The organism is Sediminibacterium sp. KACHI17, assembly GCF_040362915.1.
Taxonomy (GTDB): Bacteria; Bacteroidota; Bacteroidia; order Chitinophagales; family Chitinophagaceae; genus Sediminibacterium.
In genome coordinates this window covers 2,193,266-2,211,337 of sequence record NZ_AP029612.1, presented here as the reverse complement: position 1 = coordinate 2,211,337, position 18,072 = coordinate 2,193,266, and the positions used below count along the sequence as shown (strand labels likewise).

General features: G+C 41.2%; 8 protein-coding genes. 7 read left to right on the top strand and 1 reads right to left on the bottom strand.

Annotation, left to right across the window (positions count from 1 at the left end; genetic code table 11):
- Nucleotides 1-173: 173 nt before the first annotated feature.
- Genes ABXG83_RS09815 through ABXG83_RS09805 form a run of 3 tightly spaced genes read left to right on the top strand, consistent with a single transcriptional unit; the run spans nt 174 to nt 9,287 of the window.
- A complete protein-coding gene (locus ABXG83_RS09815; protein WP_353548683.1) occupies nt 174-6,212 on the top strand; it encodes a gliding motility-associated C-terminal domain-containing protein in 6,039 nt (2,012 codons plus the stop codon).
- Between the two features lie 42 nt (nt 6,213-6,254).
- A complete protein-coding gene (locus ABXG83_RS09810; protein ID WP_353548682.1) occupies nt 6,255-7,169 on the top strand; it encodes a type IX secretion system membrane protein PorP/SprF in 915 nt (304 codons plus the stop codon).
- Between the two features lie 3 nt (nt 7,170-7,172).
- Complete coding sequence (locus ABXG83_RS09805; RefSeq protein WP_353548681.1) at nt 7,173-9,287, top strand: OmpA family protein; 2,115 nt, start codon at nt 7,173-7,175, stop codon at nt 9,285-9,287.
- 79 nt (nt 9,288-9,366) lie between these two features.
- Here ABXG83_RS09805 and ABXG83_RS09800 read toward each other — a convergent pair whose 3' ends face one another.
- Nucleotides 9,367-10,530, bottom strand: a complete 1,164-nt coding sequence (locus ABXG83_RS09800; protein ID WP_353548680.1) for a sialidase family protein — start codon at nt 10,528-10,530, stop codon at nt 9,367-9,369.
- 170 nt (nt 10,531-10,700) lie between these two features.
- Between ABXG83_RS09800 and ABXG83_RS09795 the strand changes: the two genes are divergently transcribed.
- From ABXG83_RS09795 to ABXG83_RS09780, 4 genes are all read left to right on the top strand, one after another.
- Nucleotides 10,701-12,578, top strand: a complete 1,878-nt coding sequence (locus ABXG83_RS09795) for a CocE/NonD family hydrolase (protein WP_353548679.1) — start codon at nt 10,701-10,703, stop codon at nt 12,576-12,578.
- Between the two features lie 64 nt (nt 12,579-12,642).
- Nucleotides 12,643-15,615 carry a SusC/RagA family TonB-linked outer membrane protein gene (locus tag ABXG83_RS09790; protein ID WP_353548678.1) on the top strand — a complete coding sequence of 991 codons (2,973 nt, stop codon included), beginning with the start codon at nt 12,643-12,645 and terminating at the stop codon, nt 15,613-15,615.
- Nucleotides 15,616-15,707: 92 nt separating this feature from the next.
- Nucleotides 15,708-17,078, top strand: coding sequence for a RagB/SusD family nutrient uptake outer membrane protein (locus tag ABXG83_RS09785; RefSeq protein WP_353548677.1), 1,371 nt, complete (start codon nt 15,708-15,710; stop codon nt 17,076-17,078).
- Between the two features lie 135 nt (nt 17,079-17,213).
- Nucleotides 17,214-18,047: a methyltransferase domain-containing protein gene (locus ABXG83_RS09780; RefSeq protein ID WP_353548676.1), complete on the top strand. Its 834-nt coding sequence runs from the start codon at nt 17,214-17,216 to the stop codon at nt 18,045-18,047.
- The last annotated feature ends 25 nt before the right edge of the window (nt 18,048-18,072 follow it).

Genomic DNA, 18,072 nt, shown 5'->3' with positions numbered 1-18,072 from the left:
TTATTTACTGATAAATAAACCGCGAACAGCTTATTTAATTATATACAACTGCAGAATAATTGACTCCTCTTGCTTAGTGTATTAAACCCCATCGATTGTCTGAAAAGTAATTTCGACACTATTTTATAGCCATCGTTTTGGCATTTGACATCAATACATTTAGACAAGATCATATGAAGAGTTATTCCTATTTACTCAACAGAGTATTTGTTTTTTTATTTCTGTTTTTCATCGTTGAAAAAATATCTGCTCAAATTGAGATAAGCGTTCCTTTTAATAATGGTTTTGTGGGGCTTATAGACAATAACCCCCAGCAAGCGAATAATATTCAGCAGTTTTCAACTCTTTCTATTGCAAAGATATCGTTCGTTCAATCGACCAACTCTGGCAGGTTTGAGCTTACCCAAGGAAATGATATCGCAGGTTTATTAAGAGTGCAAATGTTGAATGGTCAAAAATTTGATATCGCCGGTTCATTGGTATGGCGAGTGAACTCGGGTAATACGAATGTTTTACTTGGCTTTATTGCTGGATCCAGCGTTTCATTGAATCTTTCTTCATATGGTGGTCCTAATTATTTAATTCAAGGTGGGAATGTTTCTGGTAAATCAAATTTTGGATTGAAGCTGAATGGAGCTAATTATACTTTACCCAATAGTGGCGGTAGTGTTTCTGGTAATGCCGCTACAGGAAACACGGCGCTTACTGATTTGAATAATTACTTGGATGCACTTCCAAGGGTGGTTTCACCTAACCCTGCAACTTTCCCATTAAGTGCAACCAACAATGATCCGGGTGATTTCTATTTAACAGGATTTAATCAGTCAGCTACTTTATTATGTGCGATCGGATTGGTCAATCCTCCTAATAATGTCACTTTTAATATCACAACAACAACCGGGTTAACACCCGCTACTGGTTATACCCTGACAGGCGATAAAACTCGTTTGGCTTTTACAGGTACGCAAGCAAACATTAATAACGCTCTTGCATCTCTTGCTGTTAAAACAGGAACATCAGCCGGTGATATAAAGATTTCTGTATCGGCTGCAGTAAATGATCCGGGTTATTTTTATAACCCCATTAATGGACACTTTTACAGACCGGTTTCCTGGCCTGCAAGCGGGAGATCTGGTGGTGCGAGTGTATACGATCAAATTTTATCAGATGCGGCAGCGCAAACATATAAAGGAGCTGCGGGATACTTAGTAACGATCACCTCAGAAACCGAAAACAGCTTTGTTTCGTCGAATACAAATGCAACCAATGTTTTAATCGCATTATCAGATAGAGAAGCAGAGGGTGTATTTAAATGGAATGCGGGACCCGAATCTGGTACCATAATTCGCAATGGTGCAACTAATGTATCCGGTAAATATAATAACTGGTGTGGTGGCGAACCGAACAACTGGGGCACAGGCGAAAACTATGTAGTAACCAACTGGAATGGTGGAACCTGTTGGAATGATTTTGGACCTCCGGCAACAAGTTTTCCCGGATCAATCAGTTCTTATGTAGTGGAATTCGGAACCTGGTCTGATCCTGATGACAATGCGTTTCTGGATTTTTATACTGCCAGTACAACTTATACAGCATTATGTCCTGCAAACCAATCACCAGCAGCCCCTACGCTTGTAAGCCAGGGTTCAACAGTTGGTGCGGGTTCAGTGCAACTGGTTGTTTCAACACCAGCTGGAACAACGGCTGACTGGTATTCTTCTCCTACAGGAGGGTCCGTAGTTGCAGGTGGAACAGGGGTAACAACATTTAACACGCCAGCCATCAACTCAACAACAAATTTTTATGCTCAAACCAGAAATACAACAACCGGTTGTTTGAGCACATCTCGAACATTAGCGGTGGCAACATTTGCTGCATGTCCAACAACATTGCCCAACATTCAGTTTAATTTATCACCACCCAACGTTACAACATCTGCTATTCAAGGACAAGCAGGTTCTAGAACAGAGAATTTTAATTCCGGATCAGTGGGTACTATCGCGAATTCCGGTTCATTCACGATTGGTAACTATACAACAATCAATCCCGGGAATATTAAAAAATTAGCAAATGATGTTTGGGGTGGTTCTGGATCACAGTATTTAGCAATACATAAAACAAATAACCAAGATGCATTTGTAAGTATAACATTGACAGATCCATCAAGATATGTTGGTTTCTGGTGGGGGGCAGGTGACGCAGCAAATACTGTTACCATTTATGGTTCATGCGGAGGAAATGAAATTGAATTGGGTCGTTTTACGACACAAACAGTTATCAATCTTCTAAGTCAGCAAACAGTTACGGCTGTTGATGGAAACAGTTATACCTCTTCATTGTATAGAAGATCTAATGCTGCGAATGAACCATTTGCATACATAAATTTACAGCTAGATGATCCCAATATTTATTTCACCAGACTAGTGTTTGGCGGGGGCGGGTTTGAGGTTGACAATATAACAACTGCAACTGGCTATGGTGCTGCAAGTGCCACTACTCCTTCTGCTCCAACCATTACTTCTATTACATCTTGTAATGCAAGTGCAACCGTGAACTTTACTGCACCTTCTTCAAATGGTGGATCTAATATTATTAATTACGAGTATAGTACAAATGGTGGTACTTCCTGGACTTTACTTGCTCAGCCAAGTACATCCTCTCCATTACAAATAACCGGGCTTACAAACGGTACTTCTTATAATATATTAATAAGGGCGGTAAATGGTATTGGAAGTGGAGCATCTTCAAATACTGTTTCTACAACGGTAATTACTTCACCAACAGTAGGAGCTATTTCCAATCAAGTAGTTTGTAATGGATCACTTACTGTACCTATTAGTTTCAGTCCTCCCAATACGGCTGGTTTTCAATGGATGACCATGAATAGTATTGCTGGAACTACTGCTTCAGGAACAGGTCAAAATGGTATTACTGTATCTATTAACCAAAGTGGCGGTGGGATGCAACCCCAACCTAATGGAATGTATTCAGCAAACAGATTCCCTGCTCGATACAATGTACCATCAACCGGCATTCAAATTCAAAATAACAACCGAGGTGTCTTTACTGCAACATTTAGTCAGCCGGTAACGAATCCAATAGTAGCATTTGCAAGTGTTGGTAATCCGAGTTTACCAGTTCCTGTAATTGTTTCCAGACCGTTTACACCCATATGGACAGACAATGCTACTCCAGGATGGTCTACTACTTATGATCTAGCGAATAATACATTCACTGGTAGGGAAGGGTTTAATATTATCAGATTAGATGGAACCTTTACCTCTGTTAGTTTTGACTACACAGTAGCGGAATCGTATTGCACAGTAGCGTTTGGTTTTGAAGATCAAAATGTAACGTATAACTGGACAAACAGTTTAACATCTATTGGACTTGCCGCATCTGGTTCGAGTAATATTCCTTCATTTACAGCCATCAATACCGGCTCTTCGCCAGTTATTGCGAACTTATCTGTTACTGCAACAAATGCTTGTGGTGCCGGAACGCCTCAACTGTTTACAATTACAGTTAATCCTTCTTCAAGTATAGCATATAGTGCTTCTACTTATACATTTGAGCGTAATAAAGCAATTACCTCATTTCAGCCAACATCTAGCGGAGGGACTCTTAGCAATTATAGAATTAATCCGGCGTTACCGACAGGTTTGTCTATTAATTCTACAACAGGAGCCATTAGTGGTACACCTACTATTTTGTCAGCAGCTACAACGTATACCGTTGCAGCCACATCTGCTATAGGCTGTACTGCCACAACAACATTTACGCTGTCAACATTTAATTCAACAGCACCGACCAATCTCACGTATAACCCCTCGTCACAAACTGTACGCCGTAATACAACTATTGCTAACATGCTGCCAACGGTCTCTGGCGGCACTGTTGATACTTATACCATAAGTCCATCATTACCGGCCGGTTTAACCATTAATCCTACAACTGGTATTATCAGCGGTACATTAACGACGCAGGTAACAGGCTCTGTAACTTATACGATTACTGGATCTAACTCCGGCGGTAGTGCGACAGCAAGCATTGTATTGATCTATAATAGTGCTCCTACCAACATTACTTTAAGTAGTTTATCTATTAATGAAAACAATACGGCGAATGCTATCATAGGCACATTGAGTAGTACAGACCCCGATGCTGGTGATACACATACGTATACATTGGTAGCCGGAAATGGGGATAGTGATAATGCCGCATTTAACATAAGCGGTAATAGTCTGCGCGCAAATGCTGCATTTGATTTTGAAACAAAAAACAATTACAGCATTCGCATCAGAACCACAGATGCAGGTGGATTGAGCTACGAGAGAATATTTGCAGTTGCTGTAATCGATGTGGATGAAGACAGAGATGGCGATGGTGTAATAGATAGCCAGGAAATACTGGATGGTACCGATCCACTGAACAGTTGTTCATTCAAACTGAGCAGTCAGACAGCAACACCAAGTACTGCATGGCAATCTGCGGATTGTGATAATGATGGATTAACGAATCAACAGGAAAAAACATTGGGTACTGATCCGGTGAAAGGAGATAGTGATGGAGATGGTGTATTGGATGGCAAAGAAGTGAGTGATGGTACAAGCCCATTAGATAGTTGTTCATTCAAGCTGAGCAGTCAGACAGCAACACCAAGTACTGCATGGCAATCTGCAGATTGTGATAATGATGGATTAACGAATCAACAGGAAAAAACACTGGGCACCGATCCATTAGTTGAAGACTCAGATGGTGATGGGGTACTGGATAGTAAAGAAGTGAGTGATGGTACAAGCCCATTAGATAGTTGTTCATTCAAACTGAGCAGTCAGACAGCAACACCAAGTAGTGCATGGCAATCTGCGGATTGTGACAATGATGGATTAACAAATCAACAGGAAAAAACATTGGGTACTGATCCGGTGAAAGGAGATAGTGATGGAGATGGTGTATTGGATGGTAAAGAAGTGAGCGATGGTACAAGCCCATTAGATAGTTGTTCATTCAAACTGAGCAGTCAGACAGCAACACCAAGTAGTGCATGGCAATCTGCGGATTGTGACAATGATGGATTAACAAATCAACAGGAAAAAACATTGGGCACCGATCCTTTGAAAGGAGATAGCGATGGTGATGGCGTGCCAGATGGAAAAGAAGTAAGCGATGGCACAAGTCCATTAGATAGTTGTTCATTCAAACTGAGCAGTCAGACAGTAACACCAAGTACTGCATGGCAATCTGCGGATTGTGACAATGATGGATTAACAAACCAACAAGAGAAAACATTGGGCACTGATCCGTTAATTGGAGACTCAGATGGCGATGGTGTGCCAGACGGCAAAGAAGTAAGTGATAAAACAGATCCTAAAAATAGCTGTTCATTGAAGCTGGAGAGCCAGACAGTAACTCCGTCTACAGCATGGTTGAATGCAGACTGTAATGGCGATGGTATTAAAAATGGACAGAATCTGGTTGTCATTATGTATGGTACCAAACCACAGTTATTGGCTGATGGTACTTTTAAAATGCAATACATCACATCGGTGCGTAACCTTCGTCCGGAAACAATTACGCTCAATACTGTTCAACAAAACCTGAGTACAGTATTTACGATGCCGATGACTTATCGGATAACAGGTGTACGATCAACAGGTCGACTAAATACAGTATCCGGTTATGATGGACGTACACAAATAAACCTGATCAGTAATACCAGTACTCTAGCCGGTTATGCGAAAGATTCGGTTGTGGTAGACCTTATTGTTACACCCAATGGTTTCTCGGGAATCGTAAATGCACAGGCGGTATTGACTGGAACGGGAGCCTTCTCGCTACCTATCAATACTACTTCAACAGATACCACGGCATCGAATGGGGCAATTCTATTGAATGGCTTACCTGCTCGTACGAACATTCCAAAAGTAGGCTATATCATACCTGATGGATTTTCTCCTAACCGCGATGGTATGAATGATGTATTTGTGGTCATACGTCCATACCAGACAACTATTTCCATTGAAGTATTTAATCGATGGGGAAATGTGGTCTATCGGAACAGTAACTACAATAATGAATGGGATGGCAGGGCTATGTCGCAATATGGTGGCGGTGATTTACCTCCGGGTACGTACTACTATATTATCAATGCGAAAGAATTAAACGGACAAGTAAAACAATTCAAAGGGTTTATTACACTTAAACGATAAAAGAATTCAGTGTTTATGCATTTCTATAAAAAAAGATTTCTGATGATACTGTTCAGCAGTATTGCAATTTCCATGCAAAGTGAAATACATGCGCAAACAGAGCCTATGTATTCTCAGTACATGTTTAATATGTTGAACGTAAATCCTGCTTATGCAGGTTCAAGAGGTACTACTACGGCTTCTGCATTGTTCAGAAAACAATGGATCGATATGCCTGGTGCACCACAAACAACGGTTATCTCTATTGATGGCGCTACTCGTGAAGGTCGTATTGGTTGGGGACTTCAACTACTGGATGATAAATTGGGTGTTGAGAGAACTACGGGATTGATGGCGAGTTATGCTTTTCGAATTCCTGTAAGCGATAAAGGAGTGTTATCATTGGGACTGCGTGGTGGTTTATTGAACTATCGTGCCAACTTCACAGAGGTAAATACATTTTCGCCCAACGATCCAACGTTCAACCAAAATGTAAATGGCCTTCTTCCGGCTGCAGGAGCAGGTATACATTATACTACTGACCGTTTTTATTTAGGTCTTTCCATTCCTTCCTTGCTGGAAACAAAACTAAATGCACAAAAGCAGGCAGATGTACAATCTGGCAAGTTGAAAAACCTGCATTTCTTTTATACCATGGGTATGGTGATGGACCTGAGTGATCAGGTAAAGCTAAAGCCATCAATGCTGGTAAAAAAAGTAAATGGCGCACCTGTTCAATTTGACCTTAACGCCAATGTATGGCTTATGGATAAACTTGCATTTGGTGCTTCTTATCGTACTAAAGATGCAATAGTCGGTTTGGTAGAATGGCAGATCAACGAGCAGTTGCGTTTTGGATATAGTTATGATCATACTATTTCAAATCTGAAATCTTTTACACAGGCAACGCATGAAATGATGCTTCGCTTTGAGATTGGTTCATCAAGATCTTCATTTGTTTCACCACGTTATTTTTAATACATGTATTATTTGTTACTTCCTTTTTTGTTATTAATATCAGCCATGTCATTTGCAGGCAATGAACCTGTGAATAAAACATATGAGCAATTGCGTAAGCAGGGCGACAAGCTGTATGCGGCAAAAAAATATTATGAAGCATTACCGTTCTATCAAAAATATCAGACCCGTTATCAGGATGATGTATTGAATTGGAGTATCTCAGATTGTTTTTGGAATATAGGTCTGTATGATAGTTCGTTGATCTATTTGGAAAAGCTGGAAAAGAAAAATGCACAGATGACAGAAAGGATAGCTGAGATCTATGCACGCAAAGGCAATTACGCATCAGCCATACAACAATATCAAACATTACTATCTGTAGGCAATGCCGATAGTAAAAAGGCTTACAATACAAGAAAGAAGGGTTTTGAGCAAAAGGACTTGTTTTTGAGAGACTCTTTAGATTGGCATCTGGAATATCTCTCCATCAATACTGCCGCTCGAGAATTTGCTCCTTTTGTACTACAGGGTCAATTGTATTTTGTATCAAATAGAAATCCCGGATTCATAATACCCAGAACAAACGCTTGGGATGGAATGCCCTATGACGATGTTTATGTAGGAGGAAACGTATCCTATTTACAAACAATGCAACCTGTACTTGCTAAGACTGATTATAATGTTCAGGTCAGTAGATTTTTATCAGACCTTACACCTGCAACCAGTAATGATAACAATACCCTGATGCCATCTAAATCAGGACCGGCGATGGGACCGTCTTCCGGCTCTTTAGCAAGATTATTGGGTAATGTGGTATTCAAAGGTCATACAGGTCCGGTGAGCATGACTGCAGATGGCAAGCATATTTTCTTTACCCGAACCAGTGTTCACAAAAGTCAGGGAGTATATTTACTTGAGTTATGCAAAACCACGAAAACTACATCCGGTTGGTCTAAACCACAAGTGCTGTCAGTGAATACAAAAGAATCATCTTCATTCCATCCGTTTTATGTTGATTCAGAAAAAGCCTTGTTGTTTTGTAGCGACAGAGCCGGCGGTAAAGGCGGAGCAGATATTTATCGTGCAAATATGAAAGAGGATGGAAGCTTTGAAGAACCCGTGAATTTAGGAGATCGTATCAATAGCATGGGAGATGAAGGATTCCCATTGGTATACAATGACAGATTGTATTTTTCTTCTAATGGTTGGCCGGGTTTAGGAGGCGTTGATATGTATGAAAGTGCATTGAAACAATCCAATAATCAACCCAAAAACCTAGGCTATCCGATCAATACATCATCGGATGATTATTCGATCAGTTTTGCAACGAATGAATCAGGGTTCATTGCGAGCAATCGTTATGGAAATGATGATATACTACGTTTTAACTATGCTTATAAAACAGTTACAATAAAGAGTGCCGTGACCAATGCAAGTAATGGTCTTCGTCAGGAGGGCGTCTTAGTTAGCTTAGAACAACAAGACGAGCAGGGTAACTGGAAAACAATCGCATCTCAGACCACAGATTACAAAGGGGTATATTCATTTCAAGTAAGACCTAATCAAACAAACTATCGAATCAAATTATCCGGAAAAGATTTTCAAGAGCAAATACAGTTGTTTGATAGTAAGGGAGTAACTGCTTGGAAAGAGCTCGATCCGATAAGCTTGCGTTTGAATGCTGAATCAAACTCGACATCGACAAGTTTAACTACGAATAAAGGAAATAGTGCAGCAACGTCGACTCATGAAAATGCCGCTTCGAAGACGATACCAAATACAAATGAATTGTCAACAAGTGGATATCGCTTATACCATTATTTTGATGGTCAGGGATACATTCCAGAAAGCCATACGGTATTACTGCAAGTCATAAACCTGATGCGTCAACAAAAAGAGTTGAATGTAGAAATTATTTCAGCAGCTGATTGTATTGGAAGCAGTGCTTACAACATTGCACTGTCGCAAAAAAGAGCTGAATACATTGCTTCTCTTTTTCCAAAAGAAATGAGATCTCGTATCAAATGGAATGGTATAGGTAATACAAAACCTGAAGAGCCTTGTATACAAGGAGATCAAGCCAATCCTGAGGCGCAGCAAAAGAATAGATATACGCTGTTGCGTGTGTATCAGTAATGATACGTATAGATGTTACAATTTTTTTTTCTTGAATGCGATCAAAGCAAAAACCCATCCCCCCATGGGTTTTTGTTTTTTATTTCCATTGAATCCTTTTAAATACGATCTCTTTATAACCCTTTCGTTCATACAAAATGCCAATGGAATTTTTATGGATGTAAACCAGATCCGAATAAGCAGTGTAGTCATTCTTTGTCTGGTCGGGTGCAGCATCAATGAGTTGTTGGTAGGGCCAGGTTTTTCCTTCATCCCAACTAATGCGCAAAGTGAGAGAGTCTCTTCGGGTGGTACTGGCTGCATTGCTAAATGCGAGGATGGCTTTTCCTTTTTTACGACCGATGGTCAATAAAGAAGCTTGATTCACCGGGTCAGGCAATTGTGTATCGAAATAACTCGTATCCCAATTTTGTCCGCCATCACTGCTGATAGAAATGATTCGCGCACGAATGTCTCCTTTTTGATTGCGACTGTTCATCATCAGGTTACCATTGCTTAATTCTGTTGCAATGGATTCGTTGCTTCCTTTTATAGTCAGTGATGATGTAAGCCGGAATGTTTTACCATGATCATCTGAATAAAACCCATGCGCCGTATAATCTTCGAATTGATTTTGTGGTGCACCAGCTGAATGATTGGCTGCAATAAAAATGCGTCCACGATATCGTCCTTGCTGAAACTGTATCGCATGTCCGGGTGTATTGGCATAACTTCTCCAGTCTTCCTGAAATTGATAACTTGAATTCCTGTTGGACTGAAGTGGTCGATGGACTTGCGTAGTGATATTTACCGGCGCACTCCAATTCAATCCATTGTCTGTTGAAGTAATATACCAGACTTCTCTGAGTCCATTTCCTTTACGTACTTCATTTTCATGATGATCACCGGTATTGTAAAACAAAAAAATGCGACCCTTAGGAAATGCAGGATCTGTTTGATCTACGACAGGGGCGGGATTACCTACTTGCAAGTTTCCCATGGCTGCCACCACTTGAATCGGTGACCAGGTTTTACCCGCATCCATACTTCTGCGCATTACAATTTTGATAGTACCATAATCACCGGCATTGTTCACGCGGCCTTCACAAAAAGCCAATAATGATTGATCGGGTGCGCGAATGATCGCAGGAATACGGAAAGTATGATAACCTGCTTCACCGGATTTGAATACCACCGAAAGACTATCTGATGCCTGACTAGAAAAGCTGCAGCAACACAATAAAAACAGAGATAACAAGCGCATACTGAAAGGTATGTTTTCTCATCAAATTCTAATAACAAGGCATCAATTGCGGTATAAAAGCCTGTGGATGTAACTTTCGTACACATTAAAATAAATTTATTTTAATGTTATATTTATGCAACGTTTTTATTAAACCAATTGCCTTCCATAAGAAAGGCCAAATACTGCCTATGAGAAAATTGCTCAACCTTGTTGTGTGCGTAATGCTTACGTATGCACTCTCCGCACAAGACACCGCCGCTATTTACCTGAAACTTCAGGAGATCGCTATTATCGATCAGAAAGTGATGATGCCAATGCGTGATGGTATCCGATTGGCTACGGATATTTATCGTCCTAAAGGCGATCAAAAAGTACCGATCGTTTTTTCCAAGACCCCTTATCAATTCAATACCTGGGTGGATGGTAAAATGACTACCCGCACCCTTGAGGAAGCCTATAATGCGGTTTCCCGTGGCTATGCTTATGTGGTTCAAAATGAACGCGGTCGTTATTTCTCGGAAGGCGAATGGGATATTCTCGGCGCTCCGATCACGGACGGTTATGATGCTTTTACCTGGATGGCTGCTCAATCCTGGAGCAACGGTAAAATCGGCGTCATCGGTTGTTCTTCGACTGCAGAATGGCAAATGGCTGTTGCCTCTCAAAACCACCCTGCCCTTGCAGCCATGGTAGCTCAGGGATATGGTGCCGGTATCGGTCGCGTAGGAAAATTCATGGAACAAGGCAACTGGTATCGAGGCGGGGCCGGACAAATGCTCTTCACTGCATGGCTCTATGGTACACAGAATGATAAATTCAAACCCACTTTCCCTAAAACCGTACAACAAAAAGACCTGCAGCGTTTACAACGCTTTTATGATATGTCTACCGAAATGCCTCGTGTAGATTGGTCTGTTGGTCTGCGTCATCTTCCGATACAAGACATCATTAAAAATGTAAAAGGACAAGAAGGTGTATATGAAGACATGATTCGTCGCAAACCCAATGATCCTAAATGGTTCAAGGGCGGATTGTATCATGACAATATGCCCTTGAATGTTCCTGCATATTGGTTTGTTTCCTGGTATGATGTTTCTTCTGCTCCCAATATTGCACTCTTCAATCATGTTCGTAACAATGCCAAAGACAAAGCCACAGCAGATAATCAGTATCTCGTAATTGCTCCGGTATTACATTGTTCTTATAAACGAGCAACAGAGAATACCATTGTTGGTGAAAGAAGTGTAGGTGATGCGAGATTGAATTATGATGAACTCACCTGGGGTTGGTTTGATCTGTTACTGAAAGGCGAACAAAATGATTTCAAACAAAAGAATCCACGTGTTCGCTACTATACCATGGGTAGTAACAAATGGCAACAGTCAGAAACCTTCCCTCCTGCAGGCGCTGAAATGCAATCTTTTTATTTGAGCAGTGCCGGTAAAGCGAATACCAGAAACGGTGATGGACAGTTGACAGCAACACCTCCTAAAGAAAACAAGCCGGATGCTTTTCAATATGATCCGATGAATCCTGTACCATCCTATGGTGGTAATGTTTGCTGTACCGGCAATGCGGTACAAGGCGGTTCTTTTGATCAGTCTACAATGGAGTTGAGAGAAGATATCCTCGTGTATACTTCTGATGTATTAAAAGAAGGCGTAGAAGTAACAGGTTTTATTGAATCTACACTGTATGTTTCTTCTTCGGGTCCTGATACCGATATCACATTGAAATTGATCGATGTACATCCGGATGGTAAAGCATATAACCTGGATGAAACCATTCAGCGTTTACGATACAGGGAAGGATATGATAAAGAAGTATTCATGGAGAAAGGAAAAGTATATAAAGTAGATCTTACTCCGATGGTAACGAGTAACTATTTCGCACCCGGACACAGAATTCGTATTGAAGTATCGAGCAGTAATTTTCCTCGCTTTGATAGAAACATGAATACAGGCGGAAATAATTATGATGAAGCAACGGGTATTAAAGTGGAGAATAAAATTCATCACTCTACCCAATATCCATCGGTGATCAAGTTGCCGATGATCAAAAAATAGTCTCTATATCCATTTCAAATAACCATTTCAAAAACCCAATTATTCACAAAACAAAATGCTGAGTATGCAGAAACGTTATCTACTGAAAACGCTGCTTCTGTTCTTCTTCTTTATGAAGATGATAGATGCAGACGCTCAGGGCTTTACCGCCTCGGGCACAGTTAAAGAAAGCGTAACTGGGAATCCACTTGCAGGGGTTTCCGTTACTATCAAAGGCACCAAACAGGTGACCACTACCGACGCGAGCGGTAATTTCTCCATTAAACCTGCAGGAAAAACGGCCGTGCTGGTACTGAATTATGTTGGTTATAAATCAACAGAGATCAGTGTATCAGCAGACAGACCAACCGTAAACATTATGATGGAAGAAGAGATCAATCCACTGAAAGAAGTGGTGATCACGGGTCTGGCTTCTTCTATCAAACGTTCGAATCTTGCCAATGCGGTGACAACTGTTTCAGCCAGAGACCTTACAGGAACTACACAGATTCAAACAACCGATGGAGCACTGTATGGTAAAGTTCCGGGTGCTACCATTCGTATGAACTCCGGTGCTCCGGGTGGTGGTATCAACATTCAATTGCGTGGTTTATCAAGTCTGACACAGGCTTCTGCGCCACTCATCGTATTGGATGGAGTGTATATCAGCAATGACTTTCAGCGTACCGGTCGTGCCTCTGTTACCGGTGCGGGTGCTGCCAATCAGGATGATGGTGCCAACCGTTTGGCAGATATCAACCCTGCAGACATTGAAAGTATTGAAGTATTGAAAGGACCATCAGCAGCTGCTATGTACGGTACACGTGCAAATGCAGGGGTATTGGTGATCAACACTAAAAAAGGTGCTGCCGGAAAAACAACGATCAGCTTTGCACAAGACATTGGTTTTGCAACTCCATTGAAATTGATGGGTGTTGACAATTGGAGCGAAGCAAAGATCAACACCTTCTTTCCTGCTGCCAGAAGACCGATCGAATTAACACGTTATCAGAATGCAGTTGCTTCAGGAACATTTATCGACTATGAAGATTATTTCTACGGAAACACAGCGACCCTGCTGAATAGCCGTTTGAGTCTTCGTGGTGGTGATGAGAAAACCAAATTCTTTATTTCAGGATCACTGACCGATGAAGGCGGTACTGTGAGAAGAACCGGTTTTGAGCGTCAATCGATTCGTGCCAATATCGATCACAAACTCACTAAAGACATCACGCTAACGGTGAACTCTAACTACAGCCGTAGCAATACAGATCGTGGTTTCACCGGTAACCAAAACAACTCCGGTGCAAGTATTGGTTATAACATCGCTTATGTACCCAATTATTTCGATCTGAGACCAGTAAATGGTATCTATCCTGCGAATCCTTATTTCGCAGAGAATCCGGTTCATGTAACCGATAAGGGTGTCAACAATTCCTTGGTGAATCGTTTCATTCAATCATTCGGATTAGATATCAACCTCCTGCGTACAGAAAGATCTCAGCTGAAATTCAAAGCCAATGGTGGTTTGGATTTCTTCCAGAATTCAACCAAAGTGTATTTGCCGGATGATCTTCAATTCCAGCGTGCACAGGCGAATCCGGGTGATGTTCTCGTAGGTAGACAACAAACCATGAACACCAACTTCCAGGCTGCGATGGTGTACAACTGGGAACTGAAAAAAGTGAACATGACCACACAAGCCGGTATGGTTCGTTTGGATTTTAAAAACGATGGACTCTTTAACCGTGGTCGTGGTTTAGCTCCGGGACAGTCTAATATCAAACAAGCAACTGTACAAGAAGTAGAAGCGCAGTTTGAAAACTCTCAAAGAGACGTGGGTATCTTCTTACAACAGGAAGCGAATTTTGAAGATAAGATCATTGGTACAGTAGGTATCCGTTGGGATAAATCCAATACCAATGGAGATCCCAATAAATATTATGCATTTCCCAAAGCATCATTGGCTGTGAACCTGACCAATTTTGATTTCTGGAAATCACGCACCATCACACAGTTGAAACCACGTGTGGCTTATGGTCAAACAGCGGGTCCTGTTCCTTTTGGTGCTACTTTCACTTCATTGGGTGGTGTGAACATCGGTGGATTACTGGGTTCTACTGTTGCAGTGAATGTAGGAAACTTAAACATCAGACCTGAAAGAGCGGAAGAAATTGAATTTGGTTTAGATGCGGGTTTCTTCAATAACAAAATTTTGTTTGAAGGAACTTATTACATCAAAACAACCAAAGACAACTTACAGCCGCTGAATCTTTCTCCTTCAACCGGTGTGGCAACTACGCTGAGCAATGAAGCAGAGATGAGAAACAAGGGTATTGAGTTGGCTTTATCAGGTACCGTGATTCAGAAACAAAATATCAAATGGTCTACTCGTTTGATGTGGTGGAAGAATGATGTTGTATTAACAAGACTGGGCATTCCTTCTTATACAGCAGGTGCATTCGGTACAGCACTGGGTACCTTCCTGTATCAGCAAGGTGTAGCACCTACTACGATCGTTGGTACTCCTGCAATTTCTCCGGGTGTATTTACTGTATGGGGTAATGCGCAGCCTGATTGGACTTCATCTTGGTCAAACAACATTACTTTCCTGAAAAATTTTGATCTGAACTTCCTGATGGAATACCGTAGTGGTGGTGATAACATCAACCTGACTTCATTCCTGACCGATGGTGGTGGTACTACTAAAGGTTGGTTTGATGATGATAACAAAGATGGTATTCCGAATGGACGTCAGCGTCCGCCAGCACCGTATAACAATGCCGGTCGTTGGGTACAGGATGCTACTTTCCTGAAAGTACGTGAGATCGGTTTGTACTATACTGTTCCAAAAGAATTCCTGAGCCGCACATTCGGAAGAGTGATTCAGCGTGCAAGAGTTGGTTTCTCAGGAAACAATGTCTTCCTGGCAACAAAATATGTTGGTTACGATCCTGAAACATCCACATTTGGAGCACAAGCTGTTGCCAATAACGTAGATGTGGCTCCTTATCCAACAGCCAGAAGATTATTCTTTCACTTACAAATTGACTTCTAAATCACAAACACATGAAATGAGCCATGATGAAAGTTGATATCAATTGATTTTTTGGCGAATTCCATGTGACTAAAATCAATAAACAGAGACACATGAAAAAGCTTCAAATACTATTAATAGCGGGTGCTGCAGCATTTCATTTTGCATGTAACCCACTGGAAGTAAAAGAGCTGGTTGATCCGAATAATCCAAGTGAGGCGAGTGTGTTGAACAATGCTACTCGTCGCCAGGTTCAGTTTCTGGTTACCGGTCTCGAACAAAGACACAAAGGATATGTCACTAATATTTGTCAGGCGTGGAATACTTTCGGAAGGGAAGTATGGTACCTGAATGGTTCTGATCCTCGCTTTCAAACCGATTGGTTAGGTCAGGCAGGTCGTGTACCTGATGCTGCTTACTTCGGATTTGGTGCAACAGGTGGCGGATCTTATGCAACACCTTATCAGTGTATCAAACAAGGCTATGTTTTGATTGATGCTGCAAATAATTCCGGTGAATTAACGGCTCCTGAAAAAAGAGCGGTTGCCGGTTTTGCAAAAACCATCATGGCATATCAATTCATGATTCCTGCCAACTGGCAATATGAAAACGGTATCCGTACTGATGTAAAAGATCCGTTGAAACCCGGTGGTTTCAGGTCTTATACTGCTGCAATGGGATTTGTTGATTCACTATTGAATGCAGGTTATGATGACCTGAATAATGGTGGTACTACTTTCCCATTCACACTAACAGCCGGATTTAATGGTTTTAATACCATCGATGGTTTGAAAAGATTGAACAGAGCGATAGCAGCGCGTTGCGCGATTTATCGTAAAGATTGGCAAGGTGCATTAACTGCATTGAACCTGTCGTTCATGAACCTGACCGGTGCTTTGGGCGTAGGTCCAGCACACACGTTTGGTGCACCACCGGATGGTTTCAATCCGATGTTTTATGTATTGGATGCAAATGTGAATACCATCATCGTTGTTCATCCTTCCGTTCTCGCAGATGCTACACCGGGTGATGCACGTGTTGCTGCTAAATTCCATCAGCGCGCTACACCGGTGACCATTACCACAGATGCGATGCCATTGGTTGGAACACATCAGGATAAAAGATGGGCAAGCAATACTTCACCCATGCCTTTCATTAAAAATGAAGAATTGATCTTGATCAAAGCTGAAGCGCATGCACAGTTAAACCAAACCACTGATGCCGTTAATGCGATCAATATCATTCGCAATGCTGCAAACATTGGTAACTATGGTGGCGCTACAACACAAGCCGCTTTGATCGATGAGATCTTGTATCAGCGTCGTTATTCACTGTGGGCTGAACCTTGGGGTCACCGCTGGATCGATGCGCGCAGATATGACAGACTCAATACCATCCCTACTTCATTTGATCAGGGAACGATCTTCAAACAATTCCCTCGCCCTCAATCTGAGATCAACTGGGATCTGTATGCGGGTGGATAGTTTATAGTTCATAGACCATGACCCATGGATAAAAAAGAGAGACCATCTGTTAAGTTGGTCTCTCTTTTAATTTTAAATGCTCAAAACTGTTTTCTTTAAGAGCGTCTCTTTAAATTGGACTTCTAAAACTTGGACTTGAAAAAAGGTGATCCGGTAAAAGTATTTACACATCAGTATCCAACATGGCTATTAAAACACCCTCGATGGATACACCTGATCTATACATTCAACTATCTGATACAACTTCGTAAATGGTATCTGACAAGCCGACTACAAAAAATGTTAGCTGCAAGAGCCCATTCATTTAATCTGCTTGATGCGGGCTGTGGGGAAGGGCAATTTCTTCTCCCTTATGTTGCCTCCTATAAAGATGCGCATTTCAAAGGGATTGATCGAGCAGATAGTAATATTTCATTCTGTAATAGCTACGCACAAGTCAATGGTTATGCCAATGCTGTTTTTGAGCAAAAGGAGCTGGAATCTTTACAAGAAACAGAAGTGTATGATATTGTTCTATGTATATCAGTGCTTCCTTATTGCAAAGATGACCATGCTGCTCTCTATGCACTATATACTGCCTTGAAAAAAGATGGTGAGCTTTTATTGTATGTTCCGGTGAACAATACCAGTATACTTCCTTTCTATAGAACGATACTGAATACGTATGAAAATTATGAGCGCATTCAAAACAATCAAAGAGTATATACAAAGTACAGGGTATTGGAACTTTTAGATTCCAATGGTTTTAGGATCTCTGACATGACCCTCACCTATGGCTTTTTTGGTAAGATTAGTAATGAATTATACAATACGCATCTGATTCTCTTTAATGCCTGTTCATTACCCTTGAAGATTATTTTGTCAGTATCTCTTCTTCTGTTTTACCCACTCATTTTACTTTGTATGATATTGGATTTCATACTGCCTGTTACCAGCGGGAACGGATTGATGATCGTTGCAAAAAAATGACTGTTATATATTTTATCCAGACTTA